The following is a 26,462-nucleotide window of genomic DNA, read 5'->3' as shown; positions in this document are numbered from 1 at the left end:
TCGCAATCCGGGTTCCGCTCCGTACACTGGGTGCCGTGGCCCGGGGCGATGGACGACTCACGCACGACATCAACCCACAAGAGAAGGGTCCGCAGGACGCCTGCGGCATCTTCGGAGTGTGGGCACCCGACGAAGAGGTCGCCAAGCTCACCTACTTCGGGCTGTACGCGCTGCAGCACCGGGGCCAGGAGTCGGCCGGCATCGCCGTGGGCAACGGCGAGCAGATCCTCGTCTACAAGGACATGGGCCTGGTCAGCCAGGTCTTCGACGAGTCGACGCTGAACACCCTGATCGGCCACGTCGCCGTCGGGCACACCCGCTACTCCACCACCGGCGGCAGCCACTGGCAGAACGCGCAGCCGACGCTCGGCGCCACGCCGGCCGGCACCCTCGCGCTGGCGCACAACGGCAACCTCACCAACACCGCCGAGCTGTTCGACCTCGTCCGCGAGCGGGTCGGGTCGGCCAGCGGCGAGCTGCGCTACGGAAACACCACCGACACCGCCCTCATGACCGCGCTGATGGGCTCCTACGCCGACCGGACGCTCGAAGAGAGCGCCATCGAGGTGCTGGCGCAGGCCCGTGGCGCGTTCTCACTGGTCTTCTCCGACGAGTCCACGCTCTACGCGGCCCGTGACCCGCAGGGCGTCCGTCCGCTCGTCCTGGGCCGGCTGGAGCGCGGCTGGGTGGTCGCCAGCGAGACCGCCGCCCTCGACATCGTCGGCGCCTCGTTCATCCGCGAGGTCGAGCCCGGCGAGCTGGTGGTCATCGACGCCGACGGCCTGCGCTCGCACCGCTTCGCGGCGGCCGCGCCCAAGGGCTGCCTGTTCGAGTTCGTCTACCTCGCCCGGCCCGACACCCACATCTCCGGCCGCTCGGTGCACGAGACCCGCGTCGAGGTGGGCCGCCGGCTGGCCGGCGAGCACCCGGTCGACGCCGACCTCGTCATCCCGGTGCCCGAGTCCGGCACCCCCGCCGCGGTCGGCTACGCCGAGGCGTCCGGCATCCCGTACGGCATCGGGCTGGTCAAGAACGCCTACGTCGGCCGCACGTTCATCCAGCCGTCGCAGACGCTGCGCCAGCTGGGCATCAGGCTCAAGCTGAACCCGCTGCGCGAGATCGTGGCCGGCAAGCGGCTGGTCGTCGTCGACGACTCCATCGTGCGCGGCAACACCCAGCGGGCGCTGGTGCGCATGCTGCGCGAGGCCGGCGCCGCCGAGGTGCACGTGCGCATCTCCAGCCCGCCGGTCAGCTGGCCGTGCTTCTACGGCATCGACTTCGCCTCGCGGGCCGAGCTGATCGCCACCGGCCTGTCGACCGACGAGATCCGCCGGTCGATCGGCGCCGACTCGCTCGGCTACGTCTCGCTCGACTTGCTCATCGAGGCCACGACGGTGCGCAAGAAGGACCTCTGCCGGGCCTGCTTCGACGGCGTCTACCCGATCGAGCCGCCGGCCCGCGCCGGGAAGGACATCCTGGAGCAGGAGCCCATCCCCGGCTGCGAGACCCCCGACCGCGACGGCCTGGCGCGAGCCGCGTCACTCGGCGATCCCTCCGACGGCCTGAACTCCCTGCTCAGCGCCGGTGGAGCCGCCGATGCGCTGCGGCGTCCGTGAGGCCGAGTTGTGACAAACCGCCCGAAATGTGGTTGCCTGCTCCTCGGTCACGAAATGGTCTCGAGCTGAGGGTGGGAGGAACGTAGTGCCGCGGTCCCGTCACGGACGCAATCGTCATCGACGCACCAAGGTGCCGGCGCTCACCCGTCTGCAGGGGCTGACGCGCCGCCGGATCGCCCTTCTGGCCGCTCCGGTGGTGCTGGTAGGTGCCGCGGTTGCCGGCGTGGCGATGTGGCCCGACGGCTCCGGCGATCTCGGCGACAACGCGACCGCGTCGGTCGACCTCCCAGAGCGCGAGGACCCCGCCAGCCGCGGCGAGGACCGTCCGCCGCTCCCGCCGGTGACGCCGAACGCGGCCCCGACGGAGACCGCGACGCCCACGCCGACCCCGACTCCGACGCCCACCGCGACTCCGACCCCCACGCCCACTCCCACCCCGACGCCGACTCCCACACCGGAGCCGACCGTCGCCGGGCAGCTGTTCGTGACGTCCGGCCTGAACGTGCGCACCAGCCCGGACCTCGAGGCCGAGGTCGTGACGGTCCTGGGCACCGGCACCGAGGTCGACATCACCGGCGCCACCGAAGGCACCTGGTCGCAGATCCTGCTCGACGGCGAGCCCTTCTGGGTGGCCACCGAGTACCTGGCCCAGGAGCCGCCCGCCGAGGAGCCCTCCGGCGGCATCTCCGCCGCCGAGTGCGAGTCCGGCTCCGGGGTCGAGGACGGCCTCACCCAGGACGCCATCCGGGTGCACCGCGCGGTCTGCGCGCTCTTCCCGCAGGTGACGTCGTACGGCGGCCTCCGCTCCGGCGACGGCGGCGAGCACGGCTCCGGTCGCGCGCTGGACATCATGATCCGCGGCTCGGTCGGCGACGAGATCGCCGCGTACGTCCGCGAGAACTACAGCGAGCTGGGCGTCAGCGAGGTCATCTGGGAGCAGCGCATCTGGACCGTCGAGCGCTCCTCCGACGGCTGGCGCTGGATGGAGGATCGCGGCGACGACACCGCGAACCACTACGACCACGTCCACGTGACCGTCTACGGCAACGAGGGCAGCACCTGACCGCGTCGCCAGGACCGCCGCGAACCGCGCGCTCTTCACCGCATCGGCCTGACGGCGCGGCCCGCCGGCCGGGAGACGCTGTCGCGCCGTTGGAGGTCTGCCATCTGTTCCGACGGCAGACCTCCAACGCGCCGAGAGGCCCCCTCAGCAGGCCCTGCTCACGCCGTCAGCCGACGAGGTCGACCCGGGCGCTCTCCTGGACGAACCCGACGGCCTCGAACGCCTTCCCCATGGGCACGTTCGCGTCGTCGGTCTCGCCGACGATCTTCTCGGCGCCCTGCTCCGCCTGCCACCGGACCATCCAGGCCAGCAGCTCGCGAGCGTAGCCGTGGCCGCGCTGCTCCGGCACCACGCCGACGTAGCCGGTGAACGCCTTGGCGCCGGGGCCGCCGGTCACCAGCCCGACCAGCGCGCCGCCGGCGTCGTAGGCGACCCGCCAGCCGTCGACCGGGCCGGCGTAGTTCATCATGTCGGCCAGCTCCTCGGCGGCCAGCTCCGCGGCGTCGCGGGTGCGCAGCGACCGTTGCGTGTGGGCGTCGAGGCTGCCCTCGAACGTACGCCGGTAGGCGTCGGCGAGGACCGGGTCGTCCGGCCCGGCGACCGGCTCGAACCGCAGCCCCTCCCGGATGGACGGCACGCCGGCGGCGGGCGTCCAGCGGAACCGGCGCCGCGTCACCAGGATCTCGAAGCCGGCCGCCTTGGCCGCGGCCAGCAGGTCGTCGAGGGCCGGCGGAGGGTCGTCGCGCCAGCCGGCCGGCGGGAACAGGTTCAGCTCGACCTGCTCGAGTCCGGCCGCGCGCAGGTCGGTGGCGGCCTGCCGAATGAGCACCGTCATGATCTCGACGCGGTCCGGCTCGGCGCCGAGGTCGAAGAACTCGACGATCCACGGGTGCTCGTTGGCGGGCGCACCCCAGGCGGCGACCCGGCCGGCCGTGCGGTCGTCGCGCGCCGCCGTCCAGACCCACTCGGGCCGGCGGTTGCGGTTGGCGAACGCCTTGGTCAGGTGGTCGTCGGTGACGACGAGGTCGGAGATGGGAGTGCCCAGCTCGGACCTGGCGCCACGGAGCAGGGCGAGCGCCTGCTCGGGCGTGGTGGGACGGATGATGCTGAACTCTTGCATGCCTCTCCTCGGAGAGTCAGGCGCCGTCTCCGTGATGGAGGGCGGCGCGGGAAACCTGGCGGTACATCGCGACCTCCTCTCCTGTCGGGCCGAGCCACTGAGCGGCCCGGACGCTGAGCAGGATCCTAGCACCGTCCACCGGCTACCCTTCTACACGTGTCGAGCAGCGAGAGCCCGCCCGCGGGTGCCACCTATGCCAGTGCCGGGGTCGACATCGAGGCCGGTGACCGCGCCGTCGAGTTGATGAAGGAGTGGGTCGCCAAGACCCGCCGTCCCGAGGTCGTCGGCGGCCTCGGCGGCTTCGCCGGGCTGTTCGACGCCAGCGCGCTCAAGGCGTACCGCCGGCCGCTGCTGGCCACCAGCACCGACGGCGTCGGCACCAAGGTCGCGGTGGCGCAGCGGATGGACGTCCACGACACCATCGGCTTCGACCTCGTCGGCATGGTGGTCGACGACATCGTCGTGTGCGGCGCCGAGCCGCTGATCATGACCGACTACATCGCCTGCGGCCGCGTGGTCCCCGAGCGCACCGCCGCCATCGTCAAGGGCATCGCCCAGGCCTGCGTGGCCGCCGGGTGCTCGCTCAGCGGCGGCGAGACGGCCGAGCACCCTGGCCTGCTGGGTCCGGACGAGTACGACGTCGCGGGCGCGGTCACCGGCGTCGTGGAGGCCGACGCGCTGCTCGGCGCGGAGCGCGTGCGGGCCGGTGACGCCGTCGTCGCGATGGCGTCGTCGGGGCTGCACTCCAACGGCTACTCGCTGGTGCGGCACGTCCTGCTCGAGCGGGCCGGCTGGGCACTGGACCGCGACGTGCCCGAGCTCGGCCGCACGCTGGGCGAGGAGCTGCTCGAGCCGACCCGCATCTACGCGCGCGACTGCCTGGCGCTGGCCGCCGCCGTCGAGGTGCACGCGATGTCGCACGTGACCGGCGGCGGGCTGGCCGCCAACCTCGCCCGCGTGCTGCCCGGCACCGTCACGGCCCGGCTCGACCGCGCGACCTGGACGCCGCAGCCGGTCTTCGGGCTGGTCGGCGACGTCGGTGGCGTGTCAGAGCCGGAGCTGGAGAAGACCCTCAACATGGGCGTGGGGATGGTCGCCGTCGTGGCCGCCGACGCGGCGGACGCCGCGGTGCGGCTGCTGACGGAGCGGGGGGTTCGGGCATGGATCGCCGGTGAGGTGGCGGACGGCGACGGATCGGCGACGTTGTACGGCGCCTACCGCGGGTGACCGTCCGCGACTGATCGGCTCGGGCGGACTGCTGGCCCCGGGATATCCGAGGCCAGCAGACCGTCCAGACGATCGGTGAAGCTATCGGCCCGGGTCAACCCGCGTGACGACGAGATTCGTCGTCGTCATCGTCGGCGAGGTAGCGGGAGTACTCGTCGTACTCCTCATTACTCTCCTCGTCGAGGTCCGTGTCATTGCTGCCATTGCCGTCGGTGCCCAACTCACGCTGCAAAGCGCCGAAGTCGGTGTCCAGCTGCTGATACTTCAACCGACGGGCGACCTTTGTCTGCTTGGCCTTGGCCCGGCCGCGCCCCATAGGGTCGACCCCCTCGCACAAACCGGGGCGACCAGCTCACTGGACGCCCTCGTTTTCCCTTCAGATGACATCTGCTCGTAGAGACAACGGTACAGGGTCCGAGGCTGTTCCGCCTCATCCGGTACCAACTAGCGACCTTCCGGGCGTCATCGGCCCAGGTAGACGTCGCGCAATCGGCTGACGGCGGCGATTCGCCGCTCGGCGAGGCGGTCCGCGGCTACGGCCGGTGGGACGCCGTCCTCCGCCGCCAGCTGGAAGATCTCGCGGGTGGTGTCGAAGATCTTCGTGGCCTTTGCCTTGGCCCGGTCGAAAGAGAATCCGTGCAGCTCATCGGCAACCTGGATCACTCCGCCGGAGTTCACGACGTAGTCGGGCGCATAGAGCACGCCGGCGTCGTCGAGGCTCTTCTCGATGCCCGCGTGGGCGAGCTGGTTGTTCGCGCCGCCGCAGACCGCGGCCACCCGGCCGTCGGTGAGCAATGTCATGGTGTCGTCGTCGAGAGCGCCGCCCAGAGCGCACGGTGCGTACACGTCGATGCCGGCGCCGAGCAGCTCGGTGGTGTCGCCGACGACGTCGACCTGCGGGTGCGCGGCGCGCAGCTGGTCGATCGCGTGCTCGGACACGTCGGTCGCGACGACCGAGGCGCCCTCGTCCAGCAGCAGGCCGGTCAGCTTGGAGCCGACCTTGCCGACGCCGGCGATGCCGACCCGCTGGCCGGCCAGGCTGGTGCCGTCCCACAGCCGCTCGGCGACGGCACGCATGCCCTGGAAGACGCCGAACGCGGTGAGCACGCTGGAGTCGCCCGCGCCGCCCTCGGCCGGCGAGCGGCCGGTGACCCAGCGGCTCTCGCGGGCGACGACGTCCATGTCGGCGACGTAGGTGCCGACGTCGCACGCGGTGATGTAGCGGCCGCCGAGCGACTCGACGAACCGGCCGTAGGCGCGCAGCAGCGTCTCGGACTTGTCCAGCTCGGGGTCGCCGATGACGACCGCCTTGCCGCCGCCGTGATCGAGCCCGGCGAGGGCGTTCTTGTAGGTCATGCCGCGAGACAGGTGCAGGACGTCCTCGAGTGCGGCGTCCTCTGATTCATACGGGTAGAACCGGGTACCGCCGAGGCCGGGGCCGAGGGCGGTGGAGTGCAGCGCGATGATGGCTCGTAGGCCGCTGCCGGCATCGTGGCAGAAAACGACCTGCTCGTGGCCGGTGTGTCGACCGAACACGAGCGGCGACGCCTTGGTCATGGTGGTGACCCTTTCACGTCAGGGCCCGCGGGGTGTGCGGGCTGGGTGTCAAGCTCACTCTAGGACGGCAGGCGAGGAGGTAGCACCGTGAGGCGATGGCACGGGAACCCGTGGGCGATCCTGCTGACGCTGTGTCTCGGATTTTTCATGACGCTGCTCGATGTCACGATTGTCAACATCGCCATCCCGAGCATGATGGACGAGCTCGGCGCGTCGCTGGACGAGATCCTCTGGGTCATCAACGCGTACGTGATCATGCTGGCGGTGCTGGTCATCACGGCCGGCCGGCTGGGCGACCTGCGCGGCCAGCGCAGCATGTTCATGCTCGGCGTCGCGGTGTTCACGCTGGCGTCGCTGGCCTGCGGGCTGTCGCAGGGCCCGGCCATGCTCATCGCCTGCCGGGTGGTGCAGGGCATCGGCGCGGCGATCCTCATGCCGCAGACGTCAGCGCTGCTGATCACCACGTTCCCGCCGGAGCGACGCGGGACGGCGTTCGGCATCTGGGGCGCGGTGGCCGGCGTCGCCACCGTCGCCGGGCCGACCCTCGGCGGGCTGCTGGTGACGGTGTTCGACTGGCGGTGGATCTTCTTCGTCAACGTGCCGGTGGGCGTCGTCGTGCTGGCGATGGCGTGGTCGATCATCCCGGAGGCGGGCCGGCGTGAGAAGCACGGCCTGGACCTGCCCGGCGTCCTGCTGGCCAGCGCCGCACTCGTCCTGCTGACGTTCGGCCTGGTCGAGGGCGAGCGGTTCGGGTGGGGCCGGGTGTGGGAGTTCGTGTCGATCCCGCTGCTGCTGGCGGCGGGCGCCGTCCTGCTCGTCGTCTTCCTCGTGTTGCAGGCGCTGCGCCAGGACCGCGAGCCGCTGATCCCGTTCGGGCTGTTCCGCGACCGCAACTACTCGGTCATGAACGGGGTGGCGGGGCTGGTCGCGATCGGGATGGTGGGCACGTTCCTGCCGATCACCATCTACCTGCAGACCGTGCTCGGGCACACGGCGCTGCAGGCGGGGCTGACGCTCGCGCCGATGTCCGTCGTGTCGATGTTCGTGGCCCCGGTCGCGGGCCGGTTCACCGACCGCGTCGGCGGCAAGTTCATCCTGATGGCGGGCCTTCTGCTCTACGGGGCCGGGATCGCGTCGTTCGCGCTGGTGTCGACGGTCACCGCGCAGTGGTGGCACTTCCTGCCGTCGTTGCTCGTCGCGGGCCTCGGGCTGGGCTGCGTCTTCGCGCCGATGAACACGGTGGCGATGCGCGACGTGGCCGGCCGGGTCGCCGGTGCCGCGTCCGGGGTGCTGAACACCAACCGGCAGCTGGGTCAGGTGGTGGGCAGCGCGGTGGTCGGCGCGGTCCTGCAAGGGCTGCTCTCGAGCCGGCTGCATTCGGAGGCAGTTGCGGCCGCAACCGCTTTGCCGTCTGACGTTCGACAGCCGTTCATCGACAGCTTCGCCGGGGCGGCCGAGGGAGGACTGCAGGTCAGCGGCGCGCAGGACGGAATTGACATGACACTTCCACCGGGAGTTTCTGAAGAAGTCGCGGGAAAGATCGCCGAAATGGCCCACGATGTGTTCATACAGGGCTATGTTGATGCAATGAAGCCGACGTTGATCGTTCCGGTCGCCGCCGTGGCATGTGGGGCACTGCTGTGTCTCGCAGTCAAGGGTGGACGAACGAGGCGAGAAGCGGCGGTGGGTGGTGCCGGCACGCGGACGATCTCCGATGCCGGCTGAGTGCGGCCCGGCGCGACTTGGGCCGGTTCGCGGCTTACGTGAACCTTACGTAGGCTAGAGACACCCTGGGTGGACATCATCCGAATGGCTGGCTTCGGTCGAGCCGTACGGGCGGTGTCGTTCTCGGGGCTGACAAGGTGGAATATCCGGTGTGGCGGGAAACCTCCCGCTATGGGATCTAAGGAGGTGACGATGGCGACCAGGACACAAGACGCCGAGCCCCTCCTCACTCCTGCCGAGGTGGCGGCCATGTTCCGGGTGGATCCGAAGACGGTGACCCGGTGGGCCAAGGCCGGCAAGCTCACGTCGATCCGGACGCTCGGTGGCCACCGGCGGTACCGCGAGTCCGAGGTGCGTGCGCTGCTCAACGGGCAAGGGTCCGCAGTGGAGCGCGTCGAGGTCGGCGAGCTCTAAGGGGTGAGAATCGTCCCACCATACGCTCGACCATGCCGAGCGGGGGCGGTACACGGGGAAGTCAAGGCTGGGCCCGTAGGCGGCGGGCCAGGCTTGCGGCGGGGGCTGCGCGGGAACGCGTAACTAGCAGTCGTGTGACCTGTGCTTCACGGGTCACACGAGGATCAGGTCGGCGTCGCGAGTGCGATGGAGTCAGCCCTGGGTGGGGCGCGGCTGCACCGTCGCATCGCAGTAGCCGCCAGGCGTCGACACGGGCGGTGGGCAGACTGGCCGCCCGTGTCCGCTACTTTCGACGATCGTTTTCTTTTCTCGCACATCTTCTTTCTGATCGGCCATTCGGCCTGGAAGTTGTGCGGTTTCTTTCAGTTGGGTCCTCAACGGTTCAAGGCTCAATTGTCTGGCGCGCTTGTATGACGCGCGCGACGCGTTGTTGCCGTCGTCGTGACATATTCTTCGGCGTCAGACGGCGCTGCGTTCGGAGTGCGGACGGCGCCGGCGGGCCGGGTCCGACAACGTGACCGGCGTCCAGGCGCCGTCGGGGTGATAGGCGTTCGTTCCCGGCGGCACGATCGCGTCGATGCGGTCCAGCGTCGCGTCGTTCAGGGTGACCTCGGCGCCGTCGAGCAGCGACTCCAGCTGGGCCATCGTCCGCGGCCCGATGATGGTCGACGTGACGGCAGGATGCGCCTGCGTGAACGCGACGGCCAGCTGCGGCAGCGTGCACCCCGCGTCGTCGGCCACCTCGACCAGCCGCTCGACCAGCTCGAGCTTGTTCGCGTTGATCGGCAGCTCCGGGTCGAACCGGCCGGGGGTGAGCTTCGCGCGTCCCGTCGTCAGGTCGACCGGCCGGCCCTTGCGCTGCGTGCCGGACAGGAAGCCGGACGCGACCGGGCTCCACGTCAGCACGCCCATGCCGTAGCGCTGGCAGGTCGGCAGCACCGACGTCTCGATGCCGCGGGCCAGCAGCGAGTACGGCGGCTGCTCGGTGCGGAACCGCAGCAGCCCGCGCCGTTCGGCCACATGGTGCGACTCGACGATCTCCTCGGCCGGGAAGGTGGAGCAGCCGAACGCGCGGATCTTGCCCTGGTGGACGAGGTCGCTCAGCGCGGACAGCGTCTCCTCGACGTCGGTGGTGTGGTCGGGTCGATGCACCTGGTAGAGGTCGATCCAGTCGGTCTGCAGCCGGCGCAGGCTGTCCTCGACCGCCGTCATGATCCAGCGGCGCGAGTTGCCGCCCCGGTTCGGCCCGTCGCCCATAGGAAAGTGAACCTTCGTCGCCAGCACGACCTCGTCGCGTCGCCCCTGCAGCGCCTTCCCGACGATCACCTCCGACTCGCCGGCGGAGTACATGTCCGCCGTGTCGACGAAGTTGATCCCGCGCTCCAGCGCGGTGTGGATGATGCGGGCGCCGTCCTCGTGGTCGGGGTTGCCGACCGCGCCGAACATCATCGCGCCGAGGCAGTAGGGACTGACGTGGATGCCGGTGCCGCCGAGGGGCCGATAGCGCATGGCTGGACGGTACGAGTTCGAGTGCGCTCGAAGTCAAGCGCCGCGTGTCCGCCCCGTCGGCAGCGCCCCACCCAGCGGCGTTCTTCCGCTGAGAGCCGGTTTCGGCGCCCGTTGGGTGCGGTATGGTCCCGCCCGATGTTCGCTTTGTCCCTTTCTGTGACTTTATGGGGTTGATCATGCGGAAGAGCATCATCGGTGGGATCGGGGCGTTGGCTCTCACCGTCGCCGGTGCTGCACCGGCACTGGCGGCCGAGGTGGAGGCTGCGGCCGTCGCCTCCTTCGACGATGACAAAGGCAACAGTGGCGAGGATGGCCACGACGACGGCGGCGAGGACGGCCACGACGACGGCGGCGAGGACGGTCAGGACGACGGCGCTGCCGAGGACGGTGGCGACGAGGACGGTGGCGCCGAGGACGGTGGCGACGAGAACGGTGGCGACGACGGCGCTGACGAGAGTGGTGGCGACGACGGCGCCGATGACGGCGCCGATGAGAACGGTGGCGACGACGGCGCCGACGAGAACGGTGGCGACGACGGCGCCGACGAGAGCGGTGGCGACGAGAACGGCTCGGACGTCGGCTCCGACACGGGCGCCGTCGACGGCGGCGACGACGGTGCGGAGGACGGCGGCGACGTCGGCTCCGATGACGGCGCTGAAGCCGGCACTGACGAGAACGGCGCTGACGAGAACGGCGCCGACGACGGTGGCGACGAGAGCGGTTCGGACGTCGGCACCGGCGAGGTCAGCGGCACCGACGCCGGCACCGAGAGCGGCGGCGACGACGGGACTGGCGAGGCCGGCACCGACGACGCGTCCGCCGACGAGAACGGCGATGACGAGCTGCCGGACACCGGCTCGGACGCGACCCTGATCGCCCTCGGCGGCCTGGCCCTGGCGGCCGGCGGTGCGGCGATCGTGGCTCGTCGGCGGTCCGAGACGGCCTGATCACCGTCCCGAGCTGGCCCCGCGCCCGCCGGTCCCTCCCGGCCGGTGGGTGCGGGGTCATCTGCTGTTCAGCCGGTAGCCTCGTCGCGAGGGGCAGCTGACATGGACGAGAACGCGATCAGAGCAGCACTACAGCGCTACATTGACTACAGCGGCGTCGACCAGGACATCTCGCACGAGATCTACCACGAGGACGCCGTCCTCGAGTTCCCACAGTCCGGCGAGCGCTTCGAGGGCATTGAGAACTTCCGCGAGTGGCGCCGGATCTATCCGGCGAGGACCGACTTCGAGATCCGCCGCCTACGCGGCAGTGGCGACCTGTGGGTGATGGAGCTCATCGTCACCTACGACAGCGGCTCCTCGATGTTCGGCGTCTCCGTCTTCGAGTTCCGCGGCGACAAGGTGATCCGCGAGACGATCTACGGCGGCGAGGCCTGGGAGGCGCCGGAGTGGCGGGCCCGCTGGCGCTCGTCGCGCCCGATCGTGGACGACTCGCCTGCCTCGTGATCGACGGCTGTAGCGGCATCGCCGCACGACGTTCGTGCTGGTGAAGGGGTGGACGGGGGCGTGCAGGCTGGCCGAGACCTAACGGCGTGGCCCGCCAGACCGTGCAGAATTCGTTGGACATCCTGCGCGACGAGAAGCTGATCGTGTCGCAAGTTGGTGTGCGGTCCACTGCCCGCGCGGGCGGCGGGACGACCACACCTAGTCATCGCCATGTGCGCCGGTGGGCGGCCCGTCCAGGCTCGACTGCAGCAGGCAGCGAAAGGTGCCCGGGGGTGCATAACCATCCCCCGGGCACTCCGTCGTGATGCGTCAGGCGCTCTGCCGTCTCTCCATCCTCCTGATGACGTAGGCCTCAGCGACGCCGACCGCGATCATGATGATCACCAGTTCGACACTCCCTATCGGCCCGCCAAGGCTCCCAAGAAGCACGGCGAGCAGAAAAACCGCGAGGCAATAGATGAGGAAGACAACCAACATCCGCAGAACGGTCTTCACCTGAGCGCACTCCTGTCGAAGCTATCCCTTCCCACCAATATAGCTATAGCCTCCCGTGCCGTTGAAGGAGATCTTAGACCTCGGCAGGTAGCTGCCGATGCAGCCGTACTTGATAACACAATTCTCGATCGATCGGGCCAGGTGTGAATACCCAGTAGAGCGGCCGACACCAGTAGACTGGTTGGTCACGAGGCCTCTGTCATCGGCTATGCCAACAAAGTTGGAAAGCGGGCTAGGCTAGAAAATGCCGGTGCAAATATCGTGGTTACTGACATGAGTCACCTCGCCAGCGTAGTTGATAGGGTCCGCAATCCCCAGACCACGTAGCATTGAATTGGCCAAGGAGGCCTTTAAATGGCGAACATTTATGGCGCCAAGCCGAAACCATGGATAATCGCTGACGGTATCGCACCGGGCAGTGAACTGGGAAAGGCGCTGGCTGCGCTTAGTTCGCATGTCGCCTTCCTGGAGTCGGGAGCATCAATCGATGAACAGGTACGACAAGCGGAGTTCGACGCATATGTAGTGCAGGGAATCGAGCGAAGTCCTGCGTCACACCTCTACGTTCTGCAGTTTAGCGACGAGGACAGAGTTTTCTTTCCTACTCAGTACCCCGGGTACGTTGAGTTCGATCGGCGCGGTGTCGGGGAGCGATTAGCTGTGCCCTCGGAGGGTCTATCTGCCGAGGTTTCTGACCTAGCTAACAGGTCGCTGGCGCCCTACCTACTTGGTATGCGTCCACGATTCCTTATCCTGCCGCCGTCAAACTGGCGCGACAGTCCGATGCGGGTGAGTCCAATCGTTCTAGAGGAAGACGGGGACGCCGCCGCCGGATACTGGAACCGTACTGAAAGCTCCACAAGCGCTCAGTGGTGGTGGCTGCCGTCGGACACGCCCCAGAAAGGTGCTTGGCTGTCCGCAGTGCTAAATGCGTGGCGACAGGTCGAGTCTGGGCGCTTTCCTGAGACCAGCGATTGGACCTCGAACTCTGAATGGTTCACTGCTGCCGAGACGAGGGCTTCGGATGCCCTACTTGCTCACGGTACAGAAACAACTCGGATCGTAGCCGAGCGGGCCGCGCAAGGTCAGGCACTTGAAGCGGCGCTGGACCATGCCGGCGAGGCGGCAGCGCAAGGACAAAGACGCCTGCTTACGGCTCAGGGTGACGACCTCGTGGATGAGGTCCGCATTACTCTGGAACTGTTTGGATTCAGAGTCGTGGACTCCGATGGCCTACCGAAGCGCGCTGATGAGAAGCTTGAAGACCTCCAGGTCTGGGACGGCGACTGGGTCGCTCTTGTCGAGGTCAAGGGATATGGCGGCCGGCGCGACGCAAAGGTAAACGACCTTCAACAATTTAGGCGACCTGCCGTGAAGTTCGCTCTGGAGAACCATCGAGAGCCAGACGCGCTGTGGTACGTGGTCAATCAGCGCAGCGGAATGGACCCGGCCTCGCGACCTCTTCCGCTCATCTCGAACCCCGATGCGGTTCACGACTTCGCGAATGATGGTGGCATGGTCGTGGATACGGCGCAGATCTTTAAGTTCCGAACGGCGGTCGAGGCCGGAGCTATGCGGGCCGCGGACGTGCTGCAGGTGCTCAAAGGGGCTACGGGCGTCGTAACCCTTCCGGCCGAGTAGGAGGACCGGGCGGGCAATCTCATGCCCGCAGCGGTCGCACACGCGTCAGGTGACGCTGAGCGGCGCCCATTCGGTGCCTGGAAGACGCACCACGCGTGGGCTACGCTGCCGCGCATGGTGAACAACGAGCTCGTGTTGCTCGATCAAGTTTTGGTCCAACGTGAGGCGGAGCGAACTACCCCCATCGCTGCCGACTATGCCTTTGAGCTCTTCGCCTGTGAGCAGGCGCTGCGGGAACGTGAACTCTCCTCCGAGGAGATCTCAGACGGCGTCATTGGGGGCGGTAATGACGGCGGCTTCGACGGAATTTATGCTCTCCTAAACGAGGCTGTGCTGACCGAGGACTCTGAAGTACTCGCCGCAGATTTCGTCGCCACCAAGTATCCGGCGAGATCGAAGCTCGAATTGTGGCTCGTCCAAGCGAAGAGGGAGGAGTCCTTCTCCGAGACGGCGATCGAGAAGGCGTCCGATTCGGCAAGGCGATTGCTCAACCTTAGCGAGGCTGAGGAAGATCTCCTGAGACTCTATTCGCGCGCGGTCGTCGAGCGGATCTCACTATTCCGAAAGGCACTCAGGGCACTAGCGACCAGGCGACCAACGGTGACGGTTTGGTTCGTTTACGCTAGTCGGGGCACCACGAGTGACATTAACGCTAAGGTCGAGATCAAGGGCAGAGATCTGCAGCGGCAACTTGCCGGGGTAATAACCGGCGCTGAGGCCCACGTCGAGTTTCTTGGTGCGGTCGAGCTCTGGCAACGTGTTAACTCAGTCCCGTCCTACACATCAGAGCTAGAATTCCAGGAGAACGTCACGCGTGGAAATGGCCATGTCGCGCTCGTCAAGCTTCGCGACTATGTGAAGTTCTTGAAGGATGAAGATGGCACCCTCCGGCGCTACATATTCGACTGGAACGTTCGGGACTATCAGGGCGACGTGGAGGTAAATCGCGAAATCGGCGACTCGATCAAGGACGTCGATAGTCCCGAGTTTTGGTGGCTAAACAACGGAATTACGGTTGTTTGCTCGAGCGCTTCCACGGTGAGCAAGACCTATATCCTTGACAACGTGCAGGTCGTAAATGGGTTACAGACCTCGTACACGATTTTCAATGAGTTGAGTGCCGTGGAGGAGACTCACGCCGCGCTTGATCGGGCAGTTCTTGTGAGGATCTTGGTGACCGGTGACGATCTGGCGACTCGTGATCGTGTCATCAGGGCGACTAATCGGCAGACCTCAGTTCCCGCAGCGTCTCTGCGGGCAACAGACGATATCCAGCGAGATATCGAGGCATATTTCCTGGGTCACGGATGGTTTTACGACAGGCGCAAGAACTACTACCGAAACATAGGCAAGAGCTCCGAAAAGATTATTAGCATTCCACTACTCGCCCAGGCTGTGATGGCAATGGGCCTGGGGCGCCCGGACAACTCGCGCGCTCGTCCGTCAAGCTTGTTGAAGCGCGACGAAGACTATAAGCGCGTATTTTCGCGCTCAGTGCCTCTACCCACGTACCTCTGGTTGGCCGAGTCGCAGAAGAAGATAGATGCATTCCTTCTTTCAGATCCGAGCGTGACGGCTCAAGAGCGGACTGATCTCCGCTTCCATGTCGCCATGGTTGCTGCGCGGCGACTGGTCGGGCAGAGTGTCGTCGCGGTCGGACAACTCAACTCCACCGCGCGAGAAAAGACCATCTCCGACGCCGATCTACACGAGTGCTTGGAGCTGGTGCGCGAAGCGCAGGTCGATTTCAGTAAGGCGAGTGGGGACTCCCCCGACAAGATCGCAAAGGGGCCTGACTTCGTCTTGCACCTCAGCAGCCTGAAGTTTGATCCTTTGGCCGCCGACGACGGCCAGTGACGCAGAGAGCGAGCGGTAAGCGGACACACACGTTTCGTCCTGAGTGCCTGGCGACGTAGATTGCCGCTTCCTCGTGGCCTAGGTGGCTTTCCTTCGTTGTGCCTTCGTGGTGTGATCCGCCAACAGATGTGCGACACATCTCCGCCACCTGACGTGCGGCAGGAGCGATGCGAGACGACGAGGCAACGTCCTGCCACCAGCAACTCACCCGACTCGAACGCACCGCCGACGTGCGGCCGTCGGCGGTGCGAGGTAGCTCGGGAACGTCCGGGCCACCCGCGCCGATCTCCGGTGTCCGGGGCGACCGACCAGATGCTGGATACTGCCCCGATGAGAGATCCGACGCTCGAAGCACTGCTGGAGGGCGCGGGTTACGACCAGGACGCCTGCGGGGCTGCCGTCGCAGTCCGGGACACCGACGGCGCCTTGCTTTCAGCGGCTCGCGGCCACGCACGACCTGGAGTCCCGTTCACCGCAAGCACCGTGTCGTAAACCGGGTCTCTGTCCAAGCAGATGGTCGCGGCCTGTGCCGCAACTCTGGTCTTGGACGGCCAGCTGGACATCCAATCGCCTGTGCGGCAATGGCTTCCCGAACTTCCCGCGTGGAGCGACGACGTCCGCATCCGTCATCTGATTCACCACACCAGCGGACTGCCCGGCGATGCTGCACTGCAGCAGCACATCGCCGCCAACGGTCAACACCAGTGGGACAGCCCCGCGGTCATGCGAGCCCTGCAGAACTGTTCGACGTTGCAGTTCCGACCAGGAAGCGCCTACCAGTACTGCAATGCCGGCTACATCTGCCTCGTCGCGGTCCTGGAACGCGTCACAGACACCCCGTTCACAGATCTCGCACTTCACCAGCTGTTCGAACCGCTGCACATGCGACAGTCCCTATTCTGCGATCATCACGCCGCCGTCCCAGCCGGTGCAGCTGCGGGCAACCCGGACGACGAACACGGTGAGCGTTGGCCGCTGCCGCTCAGCCTTGGCGACGGCGGAGCCTGGAGCACCGTCAACGACCTACAGCGCTGGAATGACGCGCTGCTCCCGGGCGGCAGTATCGACGGGCGCGTTCGAGCCTTGATCCACGCTCCCGGCAGGCTCGAGGACGGCCGACCGATCGACTATGCCTGGGGGGTGCGAGTCAGCCGAGAGAACGGTGTGCTGATACACAGCCACGGCGGCAACTGGCCCGGCGGATGGACGGCCAAGGCAATCCGCCTGCCTGACCTCGGAGTCACGATCACCGCGTTGGCCAACAACGGCGACGTCCCCAGCATGATCGAACTCACCGAGCGCATTCTCGACCGTTACACCCGCGCACCAGCACCGTCGTAACCACCGAGACTTCACGTAACGCAGCTCAGGCGGGATCAAGTCCCCAGCCCGTGTTAGGCACCGGCCGGGGCGACTTGCGGATGAGCTGGAGCCGAGCAGCAGGCGGACCGCGCGCCGTGCAGGGCCAATCGCCGGCCAACGGACAGAGTCCGGCCGTGCGATGTACGTGCGATAGCGACCGGCGAAACGCGGACAGGCGCGGTGAGTCACGGTCAATCAGCGACCGATGAATGCGCTGGTCAAGGGGTGGACAGGGGCGGGTTCGATCCGCCGACCTTCCGCTTTTCAGGCGGACGCTCTTCCAACTGAGCTACCTGTCCTTGCGTTGGCGGGACGAGTTTAACCGACGCCGACGCGCGGGGCGAAATCAGGTCACCGTGGCGCTCAACGGTGTGAGTTCGCTGCGAGAACGATGGGGGATCAGTGTTCCCACCACGACAGCAAGGTCACACTGTCGACGCAGCGATCTCACATCGTTGTGGTCGACGCACGCCTGCACGGCGACCTCACTCGCCGGCAGGGCACCTCACCCGCCGGAGAGCCGTAGGCGACGCGGAAACCCAGTCCCAGGCGGTCTCCAGGCGGGTGAGGTCACCCACGCCGAGTGAGGATCGCCAGTACCTCAGGTCTTCTCGTTGCGCGACCGTTCGTCGAGCTCGGCGAGGTAGGCGTTGTAGGCCTGGCGTTCGGCCTCGTCCTCGCCCTCGCGCCGGTCGAAGCGGCGCGCCTCGCGCTCGTCCGAGCGGTACCACTGGACGAACAGGATGCCGATGACCAGCAGCCCGGGCAGCTCGCCGAAGCCCCACGTGATCTGCCCGGCGAGGATCTGGTCGTCCAGGGTATCGGGCAGCCAGGGGATCTCGACGGCGATCTCGCGGTAGTAGTCGCCGGCGACGAGGCGGGACGACTCCATGAGGGCGAGGCCGAACACGGCGTGGAAGGACATCGACAGCAGCAGCAACACCACACGCGCCGGATACGGCGGCCGTTTGGGCAGCGGGTCGATGCCGATGAGCATCTCGAAGAAGAGGTAGCCGACCACGAGGAAGTGGGCGCTCATCAGCATGTGCCCGGTGTGCGAGCGCATCGCCGACTCGAACAGGCCGGTGAAGTAGACCGTGAACGAGCCCGACACGAACAACGCCAGCGCCACCAGCGGGTGGGTGAGCACCTGCGCGACCGGGCTGTTGACGGCGGCGGTGATGGCCTCGCGGGGGCCGAGCTGACCCCGTCGAGCCGGTTTCAGGGCGCGCAGGGCCAGCGTGATGGGACCGCCGAGGACCAGCAGGATCGGGCTCACCATCATGAGGATCATGTGCTGGACCATGTGCACCGACAGCATCACCATGCCGTAGGTCTGCAGCCCGCTCAGCCCGACGAACGCGACCGTCGCGAGGCCGGCCAGCCAGGCGATGGTCCGCCCGACGGGCCACTTGTCGCCGCGGCGGTACAGGCGCCAGACGCCGCCGAGGTAGAGGAGGAGGGCGGCGAGGATGCCCAGCGCGAACATCGCGTCCGGGTAGAACTCGGTGAACAGCCGGCCGGGCCCGATCTCCGGCGGGATCGGGAAGCCAATGAGAGTGCGGACGGCGGTCCTGACCTCGGGGATCGCTGGGCCGGGCGGCTCGGTGCGGCTGAGCGCGACGGCGAGGCCGAGGGCCACGGCCATGATGATGATCTCGCCGACGGCGAGCCGCCGGAACGCGCCCGGCCGGCCGGCGTCCAGCTGCGGCAGCGTGCGGCTGCGATGCCGCCAGCCGAGCCAGCCGAGCGTGACCAGCGCGAGCACCTTCCCGAACAGGATCAGCCCGTACGAGGACGTGAACACCTCGGTCAGCGACGACAGCCGCACCCACGCGTTCAGCACCCCGCTGGCCGCCACCATGACGAAGCAGCCCAGCGCGACGGCGGAGAAGGCGCGCGCCGCTCGTGGCAGCTCCCGCCCGCGCCGTCCGGCGTACCAGGACAACGCGACCAGCCCGCCGACCCACAGCACCATGCCGATCAGGTGCACCAGCAGCGACACCCGCGCCGAGTGGTGGTAGTCGCCGGAGGACGAGTGCCCGATCAGGCTGAGCGGGACCAGCGTCGCGACGCCCAGGCAGAACAGCGCGATGGCACCGCCATGGCCCAGCGTCAGCCGGGCGGCCGGGATGATCGCCAGCGCCAGCACGACCATCGCCGCATACGCCCGGCCCTGCTCGACCGTCGAGGTGTAGGAGAGGAACGAGTCGCCGGCCAGCGCGTCCGGGAGCGGCCGCCCGACCAGGTCGGACAAGGTCAGCAGGTGGACGACGGCGGCGGCGACGGCCAGCACGAGCGCGGACAGCGACGCCGCCCGCAGCGCGTGCAGCGCGTCCCCGCCGAGCTGGCCCTTGCGCACCGGCAGCACGACCGCGAGACCCAGCAGCCCGACGGTGACCGCGCCGGCGCCGTCGAGCACGGCCCGGGCGATCGGCAGTCCCCACTTGGTGACGTCGCCGGGGTCGCCCAGGCCGGGGATGCCGGCGGTCGCGTCGCCGCCGCCGAGCAGCAGGGCGACGACCAGCGTGACCAGGGCGATCCCGGCCGCCGCCACGCCCCATTGGCGGGTCGGCGGGATGACGTCGGCGGCCGGTGTCGAGGTGTTCATCAGCTGTCAGTGTCCCCCGTGGCGCCGCGCCGCCGGCCACCGGCCGCGACGAACGCGAGCACGGCGACGACCAGGACGCCGCCGACGATCAGCAGGACGGTCGCGGTCGAGCCCAGACCGCCGTCGTCGGACGAGTCTGTGCCGGCGGCCGGGGTGGTCTCGTCCGACGGCTGCTCGGCCGGCGTCGACGCGTCCTCCGACGGCGTCTCCGCGGGTGTCTCGGTGGGTGTCTCGGCCGGCGGCGGGTCGGCCGGGCCGACGCCGGCGACGGTGAACGCGACGGCGCCCTCGATCGGGTGGCCGTCGGACGACACGACCCGGTAGGCGATCGTGTATGCGCCGTCCGGCAGCTGCTGGACGGCCTGGGTGACGGTGTCGCCGACGGTCTGCGGCGCGCCGTCCTGGAACGTGGCTCCGGCGGCGTCGGTGACCGCGACCTGCACGAACTCGGCGGGGATCGCGTTGCTGAACACCAGCTCGACCGACGTGAGCGGCGTGCTGACGGCGCCGCCGTCCTCCGGTGTGCTGGAGACCAGCTGGTCGTGGGCGGCGGCCGCGGGCGCCGCCATGAGGGATAGCCCGGCGACCGGAGCCGTTGCGAGCGCCGCGACCCCGATCAGGCGACGGAGGCTACGCATTCCGCCGCCGCAGTGCCGCGGCCCCCACGCCCAGACCGGCAGCGCCGACGACCAGGCCGCCGATGCCGATCCCGCGCGCCAGCGCGTCGCTGTCGTCCCCGTCCGAGGACGACGCGGCCGACGAGTCCTCGTCCGCGCCCTCGTCGGCGACGTTCTCGGCGGACGCCCCGCCGCCGTGGCCGTCCTCCGACGTCGCCTCGACGACCTCGAGCACGGGCGCCGGGCGCTCCGGCTCCTCCTCGCCCTCGACCGTCTCCTCGGCCCACGCGACGACCTCGCCGTCGTCGTAGGTCTGGGTGGCGGGGAAGAGGTACATGCCGGCCTCGGGGAGCGGGCCGGCGGAGATGGCGAACTCGTCGAACTCGCCCGGGTCGATGCGGACGCCAGGGTCGGCGGTCCAGGTGACGGCCGTGACCGCCTCCTCGAGCGTGCGGTCGCCCACCTGTACCGGCTCGGGGAACTGGGTGGTGGTGAGCTCGGCGGTCCAGCCCGGGTGCGGCTGGACCCGGACCGACGGGATCGGGGTGTCGGCGGGCAGGTCGAGCCGCACCTGCACCGTGCCGGCGGTGTCGGACTCGTTCGGCACCCGGACGGTGATCTTGGCGTAGGAGCCGGCGGTGTCGACGTCCGGCCGGATGGTGACGTGTGCCGCGGCGCCGGCCGCGAGCACCACCCCGAGCGTGATGGCGCCGCCTGCGGCGAGCCCCACGCGGGCGAGGGTACGTGTGATCATGGAATGCGTCCTTTGTCTCAGTCGTGGAGATATACGGAAGCCACGCGGCGCCGGATCGTGGCGCCACGTCCCCCGTTTCGTTCAGGCCGGGACCGGCAGCGCCGGCGGGCCTCTCCACGGTGTCGACCGGACCAGCAGGACGCCGCGCGGTGCGGCCTCGGCGACGTCGTCACCGTTGGCCGGCACCCGCGGTGCGGACAAGACGGGCGAGGCGAGCAGCTCGCGCACCCGGGTGAGCAGCAGCGTCGCGGACAGCGAGGCCAGCGACCACACGACGTTCTCGGCCCCGGCCAGCAGCACCGTCAGCACGACGGCGGACAGCACGTGCGCCACGGCCATGCCGGCGGACGGGACGACGGAGGACGCCGCGCCGTGGTGGCCGTCGAGCGTCAGCAGGACATGCAGCAGCGGCTGGGTGAACACCAGCATCGCCGCGATCTCGGCCACCGAGCGCCGCCGGTCGGCCAGCGCCACGCAGGCGGCGCACAGCAGCAGCGCCACGGCGACGAAGCCTGGAGTCGTCGAGACGTCACCACCGGCGGCCGCGTGGGCCAGCGTCGGCAGCAGCAGGCAGGCCGCGGACATGACCAGGCCGCGCGCGAAGCGCGCTCGACCGCGTCCGAGACCTGGCACGACGTCACTGTACCGAGACGGTCAAGACCGACTCGGGGGCTAGCCCCACCCCAACTGGGGAGTCAACTCCATCGTGCCGGGCCAGGGGGAATTCCTAGGTTTCTCGTAGGCGCAGACGAGCGCCTCCCGAGAACGGAGAGAGACATGGCTGGGCATGACATCACGAGGGCCGCCGAAGCCCTGCGGCTGGTTCAGGTCAGCAAGACCTACGGCACCGGCGAGAACCCGGTCCGGGCGCTCGACGACGTGTCCGTCAGCCTCGCCCCGGGCACCTTCACCGCGATCATGGGCCCGTCCGGGTCCGGCAAGAGCACGTTCCTGCAGTGCGCCGCCGGCCTGGACCAGCCGACCGCGGGCCGGGTGTTCATCGACGGCGCGGAACTGACCGGCGGCAGCGAGACCGCGCTGACGAAGTTCCGCCGCCAGCGCATCGGCTTCATCTTCCAGCAGTTCAACCTGCTGCCGACGCTCACCGTCCTGCAGAACGTGACGCTGCCGCTGCGGCTGGCCGGCAAGCGGGCCGACCGCAAGCGCGCGGTCGCGATCCTCGAGCGGGTCGGGCTGGGCGAGCGGATCAACCACCGTCCGGCCGAGCTGTCCGGCGGGCAGCAGCAGCGGGTCGCCATCGCGCGGGCGCTGGTCACGAACCCGAGCGCGATCTTCGCCGACGAGCCCACCGGCGCCCTGGACAGCCGCAGCGCTCGCACGGTGCTGTCGCTGCTGGCCGAGGCCGTGCGCGAGTTCGGCCAGACGGTCGTCATGGTGACGCACGACCCGGTGGCGGCCTCCTACGCCGACTCGGTGATCTTCCTGGCCGACGGCCGCATCGCCGGCTCGCTGGACCGTCCGACGGCGGAAGGCGTCGCCGAGCGAATGACCCACCTCGGCGACGCGGTCGCCCTGCACGCGGCTGTGGGTGAGTGACGGTGTTCGGGCTGGCTGTCCGCTCGCTGCGGCACCGCACCGGCGGGTTCGTCGCGAGCTTCCTGTCGATGTTCCTCGGCGCGATCGTCGTCATGGCCTTCGCCGCACTGCTCGACACCGCGGCCGGGGCCGGCGTCGACGACGTCAGTGAGGAAACGCTGACGACGATGGCGCTGGTCGTGGGCGGCTGGGGACTGGTCATCGTGCTGTTCGCGGTGATCTCGACGATGACGCTGTCGGTGCGGCAGCGGGCGTCGGAGATGGCGCTGCTGAAGAGCATCGGCGCGACCCCGTTCCAGGTCGGACGGATGATCGTCGGCGAGGCCGCGGTCGTGGCCGTCGCGGCGGCGGCGCTGGCGATCCTGCCGGCGCTCGGTGCCGGCCGGCTGCTGCTGGAGATGCTGCAGAACACCGACCAGGTCGCCGACGGCATCTCCTACGGGTTCGGCTCGGCGGCGCTGTCCATCGGCGTCGGCGTGACGTTCCTCGCCGCGGTCGGCGGCGCGATCGTCACCGCCCGCCGGTCCACGCGGATGGGGGCCAAGGAGGCCATGACGGCGGTCACCATCGAGCAGTCGCGGATGACCCGCAAGCGCACCATCGCCGCCATCGCGTTCCTCGCGATCGGCCTGAACTGCGCGATCCTCACGGTCGCGCTGTTCGAGGACAAGGGCATCGACGCGATGCAGACCGCCGGTCAGGCGTCCATCTGGTTCTCCATCGGGCTGGCGCTGTTCGCGCCGGTGCTGGTGCGGGCCGTGACGGCGGTGCTGGCCGGTCCGCTGCGGCTGCTCGGCGGGACCAGCGGCTACCTCGCCGTCGAGAACGTCCGCCGCCGGACGCAGCACATGGCCGGCGCGCTGATGCCGATCATCCTGTTCACCGGCATCGCGACCGGCACGCTGTACATGCAGAGCATCGAGAACTCGGCGCCGCCGGCGGTCGGGTCGTCCATCCCGCCGGACGAGGCGCAGGCGATCGAGACGCTGAACTTCGTGGTGGTCGGCATGCTGTCGGTGTTCGCGGCGATCCTGGTGATCAACACGCTGGTCGCGGCCACCACCTACCGGCGCCGCGAGTTCGGCCAGCAGCGGCTGGTCGGCTCCACGCCGCCCCAGGTGCTGAGCATGGTCGGCATGGAGGGCGTCGTGCTCGCGGCGGCCGGCGTGCTGTTCGGCTCGATCGGCTCCATCGTGACGGTGTTCCCGTACAGCCTGGCCCGCACGGGCGAGCTGCTGCCGGACGCCACGATCGGCATCTACGTCGGCATCGTCTCGACCGCCGCCGTGCTCACGCTGGCGTCGTGCCTCGGTGCGGCCCGGAAGGCGATCCGGGTGCCTGCGGTGCAGGCGGTCGCCGTGTGACGGCGTTCAGTCCCACAACGGGGCGATGGCGCGGGTCAGCAGGCCCGCGACGTCGCCCCGTTCGTGTGTCCCGCCGCTGACCACGGTGCGGCCGGCGATGACGACGGTGTCGACGTCGGCGCCGCTCGCGGCGATGACCAGCTGGGCGGGGTCGGCGCCCGCGGTGCGGACGGTGTCGGTGCGGACGGCGACCAGGTCGGCCGCCGCCCCCGGCGCGAGCCGGCCGTTGCCCGGCCAGCCGAGCGCGGCGTGGCCGTTCTCGGTGAGCGCGCCGACCAGGGCCGCGGCGTCGAACGTGCCGCGCTCGCCGGTGCGCAGCCGCTCGTGGTGCTCCAGCAGCCGGGCCTCCAGCAGCAGGTCGGCGACGGCGTGCTGGTCGCTGCCGACGCACAGCGGCGACCCGGCGGTGCGTAGCGCTCCGGTGGGAGCGAGGCCGTCGGCGAGGTCCTGCTCGGTGGTCGGGCAGGCGCAGATCGCGGTGCCCGCCGCGCCCAGCAGCGCGATGTCGTCGCCGGTGACGTGGTTGGCGTGCACCGCCGTGGTCCGTGCGGTGAGCGCGCCGTGGTCGGCCAGCAGCCGGGCCGGGGTCCGGCCGTACGCCGCGAGCGCGGCCTCGTTCTCGGCCGGCTGCTCGGACAGGTGGACGTGCAGCGGCCGGCCATGCTTCGTGGCCCAGGCGGCGACGGTCTCGACGGCGGCCGGCGGGACGGCGCGGACGGAGTGGATCGCGGCGCCGACGCGGCTGCCGTCGTCGTCCGCCAGCCGTGCCACCCGCTCGGCCCAGGCGTCCGCCGTCCCGTCGCCGAACCGCAGCTGGACGCCGTCGAGCGGCCGGCCGATGCCGCCCTCCAGGTAGCAGGTGTCGAGCAGCGTGAGCCGGATCCCGGCGTCGCGGGCGGCCTGGCGCAGCGCGGCGGCCATCGCGTTCGGGTCGGCGTACGGGGTGCCGCCGGGGCCGTGGTGCAGGTAGTGGAACTCGCCGACGACGGTGACGCCGGCCAGCGCCAGCTCCGCGTACGTCGCCAGGGCCAGCTCGTAGTACGTCTCCGGGGTGAGCCGGCCGGCCAGGGCGTACATCGCCTCGCGCCAGGTCCAGAACGAGCCGCGCCCGTCGTGCGTGCGCCCGCGCAGCGCCCGGTGGAAGGCGTGCGAGTGGGCGTTGGCGAACCCGGGGAACACGACGCCGGGCAGCCGGGTGTCGCCGTCCTCCGGAGCGCTGCCGGCCGCGGCCGCGACGATGACACCGTCGGCGACCTCGATCCGCACGTCGTCGCCCAACCCGGTGGGCAGCCAGGCGTGCGCGGCCCAGAACGCCGTCACCGGGTCAGCTCCGCGAGGACGTCCGCCAGCGCGGCCACGCCGGCGTGGCAGTCGGAGCGCTCGGCGAACTCGGCCGGGGAGTGCGAGACGCCGGTCGGGTTGCGGACGAACAGCATCGCCGTGGGGATGCCGGCGGCGCTGAGGATGCCCGCGTCGTGCCCGGCGCCGGTGGGCAGCAGCGGCGCGTTCCCGAGGACGCCGCTCAGCCGCGCGGCCAGCGCGGGGTCGAAGACGGTCGCGGCCGTCCACGACTCGCTCTGCGGGCCGAAGCCGCCGAGGTCGGCGATCACGGCGGCGACGGCGTCAGGGTCGGCGCCGCGGCAGTCCAGCCAGGCCCGGACCTGCGACGGGATCGCGTTGACGCCGTTCGGGTCGACCTCGACCTTGCCGACCGTGGCCAGCACGCCGTGTCTCGTCGCGGCGGCACGCGCCTCGGTGACCAGGGCGGCGAGGTCGAGCATCGGGTCGCTGCGGTCGGCCAGCGGTGTGGTGCCGGCGTGGTTGGCCTCGCCGGCGAGCGTGACCCGCCAGCGTCCGTGCGGCCAGATCTCGGTGGCGACGCCGATCGGCGCGTTCTGGTAGACCAGCCCGCGGCCCTGCTCGACGTGCAGCTCGACGAACGCGCCGACGCGCTCCAGCGCCTCCGGGTCGGGGCCGACGGCGTCCGGGTCGCGCCCGTGGCGGCCCAGCGCCTGGGCGAGGCTGACGCCGTCGGCGTCAGTGAGGCCGAGCGCGCGGCCGGCCGGCAGCGCACCGGTGACCAGCCGCGACCCCGCGCAGGCGACGCCGAACCGGGCGCCCTCCTCGTCGCCGAAGTTCACGATGCCGATCGGCCGCGCCGGCGCGTGCCCGCGCTCGCGCAGCAGGTCGACCGCGGCGAACGCCGACACCACGCCCAGCGGGCCGTCGAACGCGCCGCCGCTGGGCACCGAGTCCAGGTGGCTGCCGGCGACGACCCCCTTCGTTCCGGCGGACGGCTCACCCCACCACGCCCACTGGTTGCCGCTGCGGTCGACGGTGACGGCCAGGCCGCGGCGGGCCGCCTCGGCTGCGAACCACTCCCGCAGCAGCGCGTCGGCGTCCGTCCACGCGAACCGCCGGTAGCCGCCGCGCGGGTCGCGCCCGACCGGCTCGAGGTCGGCCCACATCGCGTCGAAACTCGGGATCATGGACGACCACGGTAGGCGGGATCGGGTACT

The 26,462-nt window shown here is 69.6% G+C and carries 23 protein-coding genes and 1 tRNA gene; 12 read left to right on the top strand and 12 right to left on the bottom strand.

What is annotated here, in order from left to right; translation table 11 throughout:
- Nucleotides 1-35 precede the first annotated feature (35 nt).
- Nucleotides 36-1,616 carry an amidophosphoribosyltransferase gene (gene purF, locus BLV05_RS02545; RefSeq protein WP_046766590.1) on the top strand — a complete coding sequence of 527 codons (1,581 nt, stop codon included), beginning with the start codon at nt 36-38 and terminating at the stop codon, nt 1,614-1,616.
- 229 nt (nt 1,617-1,845) lie between these two features.
- Nucleotides 1,846-2,679, top strand: a complete 834-nt coding sequence (locus tag BLV05_RS02540) for an SH3 domain-containing protein (RefSeq protein ID WP_082154915.1) — start codon at nt 1,846-1,848, stop codon at nt 2,677-2,679.
- Between the two features lie 166 nt (nt 2,680-2,845).
- Here BLV05_RS02540 and BLV05_RS02535 read toward each other — a convergent pair whose 3' ends face one another.
- The gene (locus tag BLV05_RS02535; protein ID WP_052762049.1) at nt 2,846-3,799 is read right to left on the bottom strand and encodes a GNAT family N-acetyltransferase; all 954 of its coding nucleotides are present in this window, start codon (nt 3,797-3,799) and stop codon (nt 2,846-2,848) included.
- 156 nt (nt 3,800-3,955) lie between these two features.
- On the opposite strand from BLV05_RS02535, the gene purM reads away from it, so the two are divergent.
- Nucleotides 3,956-5,026 (top strand): phosphoribosylformylglycinamidine cyclo-ligase, encoded by a 1,071-nt coding sequence (gene purM, locus BLV05_RS02530; RefSeq protein ID WP_046766591.1) that lies wholly within the window; start codon nt 3,956-3,958, stop codon nt 5,024-5,026.
- A 94-nt stretch (nt 5,027-5,120) separates the two neighbouring features.
- Here purM and BLV05_RS02525 read toward each other — a convergent pair whose 3' ends face one another.
- Nucleotides 5,121-5,342 (bottom strand): DUF3073 domain-containing protein, encoded by a 222-nt coding sequence (locus tag BLV05_RS02525; protein WP_046766592.1) that lies wholly within the window; start codon nt 5,340-5,342, stop codon nt 5,121-5,123.
- 146 nt (nt 5,343-5,488) lie between these two features.
- A complete protein-coding gene (locus tag BLV05_RS02520) occupies nt 5,489-6,583 on the bottom strand; it encodes a Glu/Leu/Phe/Val dehydrogenase dimerization domain-containing protein (protein ID WP_046766593.1) in 1,095 nt (364 codons plus the stop codon).
- An 87-nt stretch (nt 6,584-6,670) separates the two neighbouring features.
- Between BLV05_RS02520 and BLV05_RS02515 the strand changes: the two genes are divergently transcribed.
- Both BLV05_RS02515 and BLV05_RS02510 read left to right on the top strand, forming a co-directional pair.
- Nucleotides 6,671-8,308 (top strand): MFS transporter, encoded by a 1,638-nt coding sequence (locus BLV05_RS02515; RefSeq protein ID WP_152690527.1) that lies wholly within the window; start codon nt 6,671-6,673, stop codon nt 8,306-8,308.
- Nucleotides 8,309-8,500: 192 nt separating this feature from the next.
- Nucleotides 8,501-8,722, top strand: coding sequence for a BldC family transcriptional regulator (locus BLV05_RS02510; RefSeq protein WP_026874431.1), 222 nt, complete (start codon nt 8,501-8,503; stop codon nt 8,720-8,722).
- 459 nt (nt 8,723-9,181) lie between these two features.
- Here the strand turns inward: BLV05_RS02510 and BLV05_RS02505 are convergent, their stop codons facing one another.
- On the bottom strand, nt 9,182-10,231 hold the full coding sequence (locus BLV05_RS02505; RefSeq protein WP_046766595.1) for an aldo/keto reductase: 1,050 nt from the start codon (nt 10,229-10,231) through the stop codon (nt 9,182-9,184).
- A 176-nt stretch (nt 10,232-10,407) separates the two neighbouring features.
- On the opposite strand from BLV05_RS02505, the gene BLV05_RS02500 reads away from it, so the two are divergent.
- Together BLV05_RS02500 and BLV05_RS02495 are read left to right on the top strand one after the other, a co-directional pair.
- Entirely contained in the window at nt 10,408-11,178 is a 771-nt protein-coding gene (locus tag BLV05_RS02500; protein ID WP_172860595.1) for an LPXTG cell wall anchor domain-containing protein, read from the top strand.
- A gap of 102 nt (nt 11,179-11,280) precedes the next feature.
- Nucleotides 11,281-11,685, top strand: a complete 405-nt coding sequence (locus BLV05_RS02495) for a nuclear transport factor 2 family protein (RefSeq protein WP_046766596.1) — start codon at nt 11,281-11,283, stop codon at nt 11,683-11,685.
- A 309-nt stretch (nt 11,686-11,994) separates the two neighbouring features.
- Here BLV05_RS02495 and BLV05_RS02490 read toward each other — a convergent pair whose 3' ends face one another.
- A complete protein-coding gene (locus BLV05_RS02490) occupies nt 11,995-12,180 on the bottom strand; it encodes a hypothetical protein (RefSeq protein WP_046766597.1) in 186 nt (61 codons plus the stop codon).
- A gap of 354 nt (nt 12,181-12,534) precedes the next feature.
- Here BLV05_RS02490 and BLV05_RS35455 point away from each other — a divergent pair, with 354 nt between their 5' ends.
- The 3 genes from BLV05_RS35455 to BLV05_RS02480 all read left to right on the top strand — a co-directional run bounded on the left by BLV05_RS35455 (nt 12,535) and on the right by BLV05_RS02480 (nt 17,019).
- Entirely contained in the window at nt 12,535-13,821 is a 1,287-nt protein-coding gene (locus BLV05_RS35455) for a hypothetical protein (RefSeq protein WP_152690529.1), read from the top strand.
- 114 nt (nt 13,822-13,935) lie between these two features.
- Nucleotides 13,936-15,678 carry an AIPR family protein gene (locus BLV05_RS02485; RefSeq protein ID WP_052762051.1) on the top strand — a complete coding sequence of 581 codons (1,743 nt, stop codon included), beginning with the start codon at nt 13,936-13,938 and terminating at the stop codon, nt 15,676-15,678.
- Between the two features lie 501 nt (nt 15,679-16,179).
- The gene (locus tag BLV05_RS02480) at nt 16,180-17,019 is read left to right on the top strand and encodes a serine hydrolase domain-containing protein (RefSeq protein WP_267884841.1); all 840 of its coding nucleotides are present in this window, start codon (nt 16,180-16,182) and stop codon (nt 17,017-17,019) included.
- A gap of 247 nt (nt 17,020-17,266) precedes the next feature.
- Here BLV05_RS02480 and BLV05_RS02475 read toward each other — a convergent pair.
- From BLV05_RS02475 to BLV05_RS02455, 5 genes are all read right to left on the bottom strand, one after another.
- A tRNA-Phe gene (locus BLV05_RS02475) sits at nt 17,267-17,339 on the bottom strand.
- 302 nt (nt 17,340-17,641) lie between these two features.
- Nucleotides 17,642-19,651, bottom strand: a complete 2,010-nt coding sequence (locus tag BLV05_RS02470; RefSeq protein ID WP_046766600.1) for a cytochrome c oxidase assembly protein — start codon at nt 19,649-19,651, stop codon at nt 17,642-17,644.
- Complete coding sequence (locus BLV05_RS02465; protein ID WP_052762052.1) at nt 19,651-20,220, bottom strand: copper resistance CopC family protein; 570 nt, start codon at nt 20,218-20,220, stop codon at nt 19,651-19,653. Before BLV05_RS02465 ends, BLV05_RS02470 begins: the two co-directional genes overlap by 1 nt.
- Before the next feature lie 61 nt (nt 20,221-20,281).
- The gene (locus tag BLV05_RS02460) at nt 20,282-21,022 is read right to left on the bottom strand and encodes a YcnI family copper-binding membrane protein (protein ID WP_046766601.1); all 741 of its coding nucleotides are present in this window, start codon (nt 21,020-21,022) and stop codon (nt 20,282-20,284) included.
- A gap of 81 nt (nt 21,023-21,103) precedes the next feature.
- On the bottom strand, nt 21,104-21,655 hold the full coding sequence (locus BLV05_RS02455; RefSeq protein WP_152690530.1) for a hypothetical protein: 552 nt from the start codon (nt 21,653-21,655) through the stop codon (nt 21,104-21,106).
- 144 nt (nt 21,656-21,799) lie between these two features.
- Here BLV05_RS02455 and BLV05_RS02450 point away from each other — a divergent pair, with 144 nt between their 5' ends.
- Both BLV05_RS02450 and BLV05_RS02445 read left to right on the top strand, forming a co-directional pair.
- Complete coding sequence (locus BLV05_RS02450) at nt 21,800-22,579, top strand: ABC transporter ATP-binding protein (RefSeq protein WP_046766602.1); 780 nt, start codon at nt 21,800-21,802, stop codon at nt 22,577-22,579.
- Between the two features lie 2 nt (nt 22,580-22,581).
- On the top strand, nt 22,582-23,943 hold the full coding sequence (locus BLV05_RS02445) for an FtsX-like permease family protein (RefSeq protein ID WP_046766792.1): 1,362 nt from the start codon (nt 22,582-22,584) through the stop codon (nt 23,941-23,943).
- A gap of 6 nt (nt 23,944-23,949) precedes the next feature.
- Here the strand turns inward: BLV05_RS02445 and BLV05_RS02440 are convergent, their stop codons facing one another.
- Nucleotides 23,950-25,263, bottom strand: a complete 1,314-nt coding sequence (locus BLV05_RS02440) for a formimidoylglutamate deiminase (RefSeq protein WP_046766603.1) — start codon at nt 25,261-25,263, stop codon at nt 23,950-23,952.
- The gene (locus BLV05_RS02435) at nt 25,260-26,432 is read right to left on the bottom strand and encodes an allantoate amidohydrolase (protein ID WP_201777956.1); all 1,173 of its coding nucleotides are present in this window, start codon (nt 26,430-26,432) and stop codon (nt 25,260-25,262) included. The genes BLV05_RS02440 and BLV05_RS02435 overlap by 4 nt, the downstream gene beginning before the upstream one ends.
- Nucleotides 26,433-26,462 lie beyond the last annotated feature (30 nt).

Origin of the sequence: Jiangella alkaliphila (assembly GCF_900105925.1) — a bacterium.
Classification (GTDB): domain Bacteria; phylum Actinomycetota; class Actinomycetes; order Jiangellales; family Jiangellaceae; genus Jiangella; species Jiangella alkaliphila.
This window is presented reverse-complemented; position numbering and strand designations above follow the sequence as displayed.